This window comes from Kineococcus glutinatus (genome assembly GCF_039542765.1).
Taxonomy (GTDB): Bacteria; Actinomycetota; Actinomycetes; order Actinomycetales; family Kineococcaceae; genus Kineococcus_A; species Kineococcus_A glutinatus.
Genome location: NZ_BAABIL010000421.1, coordinates 1 through 2574, shown reverse-complemented (window position 1 = coordinate 2574; position 2574 = coordinate 1). Strand labels below are relative to the sequence as shown.

3 protein-coding genes and 1 pseudogene are annotated in these 2574 nt (G+C 74.9%); all 4 read left to right on the top strand.

Annotated features, from left to right (window positions below; all coding sequences use genetic code 11):
- Positions 1 to 422 (top strand): annotated as a pseudogene (locus tag ABEB16_RS15055) (amidohydrolase family protein); the annotation flags it as partial.
- Between the two features lie 62 nt (positions 423 to 484).
- Positions 485 to 1189 (top strand): 4-carboxy-4-hydroxy-2-oxoadipate aldolase/oxaloacetate decarboxylase, encoded by a 705-nt coding sequence (locus ABEB16_RS15050; protein WP_345713047.1) that lies wholly within the window; start codon positions 485 to 487, stop codon positions 1187 to 1189.
- Between the two features lie 56 nt (positions 1190 to 1245).
- Entirely contained in the window at positions 1246 to 2292 is a 1047-nt protein-coding gene (locus ABEB16_RS15045; RefSeq protein WP_345713048.1) for a 4-oxalomesaconate tautomerase, read from the top strand.
- A 100-nt stretch (positions 2293 to 2392) separates the two neighbouring features.
- Positions 2393 to 2574, top strand: a 182-nt coding sequence (locus ABEB16_RS15040) for a VOC family protein (RefSeq protein WP_486335988.1), incomplete at its 3' end; no start/stop codon positions are given.

Sequence of the window (2574 nt, the reverse complement as noted above, 5' to 3'; positions counted from 1 at the left end):
CGGCGTTCATGCAGTTCCTCACGGCGGACCTGTTCCGCGACTTCCCGACGCTGCGCCTGGTGATCCCGCACGGCGGTGGCGCGGTGCCCTTCCACTGGGGGCGCTTCCGCGGCCTCGCCGACATGCTCGGCCGGCCCCCGCTGGAGGAGTCGGTGCTGGGCAACGTCTTCTTCGACACCTGCGTCTACCACCAGCCCGGCATCGACCTGCTCGCCGCGGTGGTGCCCGTCGACAACCTGCTCTTCGGCTCGGAGATGATCGGCGCCGTGCGCGGCATCGACCCCCGCACCGGCCACCACTTCGACGACACCAAGCGCTACGTCGAGGCCCTCGACCTGCCCGAGCAGGACCGGGAGAAGGTCTACGAGCTCAACGCCCGCCGCGTCTACCCGCGCCTGGAGGCGGCGCCGGCACGGCGGGGACGGGCGACGACCGCCACCACCACCACCGCCCCGCTGACCGCAGCCCACGGAGGTACCCGCGCATGAAGCCCGTCGTCGTCACCGGTCCCCCGCGCGCCGACATCGCCGACGCCGCCGCCCTGGGGGAGCACGGCACCGCCACCGTCCACGAGGCGCAGGGGCGCACCGGCTACCTCGGCCCGCAGTTCCGCCCCGCCTGGCCCGGGGCGCGCATCGGCGGCACCGCCGTCACCGCGCTGTGCTGGCCCGGGGACAACCTGATGATCCACGTCGCGGTCGAGCAGTGCCACGAGGGCGACGTCCTCGTCGTGGCGACGACCTCCCCGTCCACCGACGGGCTGTTCGGGGAGCTGTTCGCCACCGCCCTGGCCCGGCGCGGCGTGCGCGGCGTGGTCCTGGGCACCGGCGTCCGCGACGTCGCCGACCTGCGCGCCATGGGGTTCCCCGCCTGGTCCACCGCCGTCAGCGCCCAGGGCACCGTCAAGGCGACGGCGGGCGGGGTCAACGTGCCCGTCGTCCTGGGCGGGCAGGTCGTCCACCCCGGTGACGTCGTCGTGGCCGACGACGACGGCGTGGTGCGCGTGGCCCGGACCGACGTGGCGCAGGTCCTCGACGCCTCCGCCGCGCGGGTGGCCAAGGAGGCCGCCAACCGCGCCGCGTTCCAGGAGGGCACGCTCGGCCTGGACGTCTACGGCATGCGCGAGAAGCTGGTGCAGCTGGGCGTGGAGTACGTGCCGTACGAGAAGTACCGGCAGGAGCGGTCGTGAGCGGCCGCGAGGACGGCGCCGCCGGCAGCTACGCGAGCACCGGCGTGCGCTGCACGATGATGCGCGCCGGCACCTCCCGCGGGCTGTTCTTCGAGGGCCGCGACCTGCCCGCCGACCCCGCCGCGCGCGACGACCTGCTGCTGCGGCTCATGGGCACCCCCGACCCCCGGCAGATCGACGGCCTCGGCGGGGCCACCTCCCTGACGAGCAAGGTCGCCGTCGTCTCCCCCTCGCAGTCCCCCGACGCCGACGTCGACTACCTGTTCCTGCAGCTGGGCGTCGACGAGGCCCTGGTCAGCGACCGGCAGAACTGCGGCAACATCCTCGCCGGCGTCGGCCCGTTCGCGGTCGAGCGCGGCCTCGTGCCCGCCGGCGAGGACGAGACGAGCGTGCGGATCCGCATGGTGAACTCCGGCAGCACCGCCGAGGCGGTCTTCCCCACCCCCGGCGGCGTGGTGGAGTACCGCGGGGACGTGGAGATCGCGGGGGTCCCGGGCACGGCGGCACCGGTGGTGCTGAACTTCACCGACACCGAGGGGTCGGCCACCGGCAGCCTGCTGCCCACGGGCTCGGTGCGCGACAGCATCGACGGCGTCGAGGTGACGTGCGTGGACAACGGCATGCCCGTCGTGCTCGTCGACGCCGCCTCCCTCGGGCTGACGGGCCGGGAGTCCCACGACGAGCTCGCCGGCGACGAGGACCTCGCCCGCCGCGTCGACGAGCTGCGCACCAAGGCCGGCGCCCTCATGGGGCTGGGGGACGTGACGGGTTCCTCGGTCCCCAAGACGGTGGCCGTGGCACCCCCCGCCGACGGCGGGCAGGTCGCCACCCGCTCGTTCATCCCCGTGACGCCGCACTCCTCGATCGGCGTGCTCGCCGCGGTCAGCGCCGTGACCGGCATGCTGCTGGAGGGCGCCGTCGGCCACGAGATCACCCGCGGCTGGGAGCCCGGCCGCACCCGCGTCGACGTCGAGCACCCCACCGGCCACCTGCTCGTCGACGTCGAGGTCGACGCCGGCGCCTCCCCGCCCCGCGCGCTGCGCTCGGGCGTCGTGCGCACCGCGCGCACGCTGTTCGACGGCACCGCCTTCCCGCGCGCCTGAGCAGCACGCCCCTCCCCCGCGCCTGAGCAGCACGCCCCTCCCCCGCGCCCGGGCGCACACCCGCCGCCCGCGGCCCCTCCCCGACGACAGGAGTTCCGCAGTGCCACCGCTGCACGACATCGCCCACCTCGCCCACGTCGAGCTGCGCAGCCCCTGCCCCGAGCAGACGGTCGCGTTCTTCACCGACTACCTCGGCCTGGCGGAGAACGGCCGCTCCGGGGACTCGGTGTTCCTGCACGCCTGGGACGACTACGAGAACGTCACCGTCAAGGTCACCGCGCA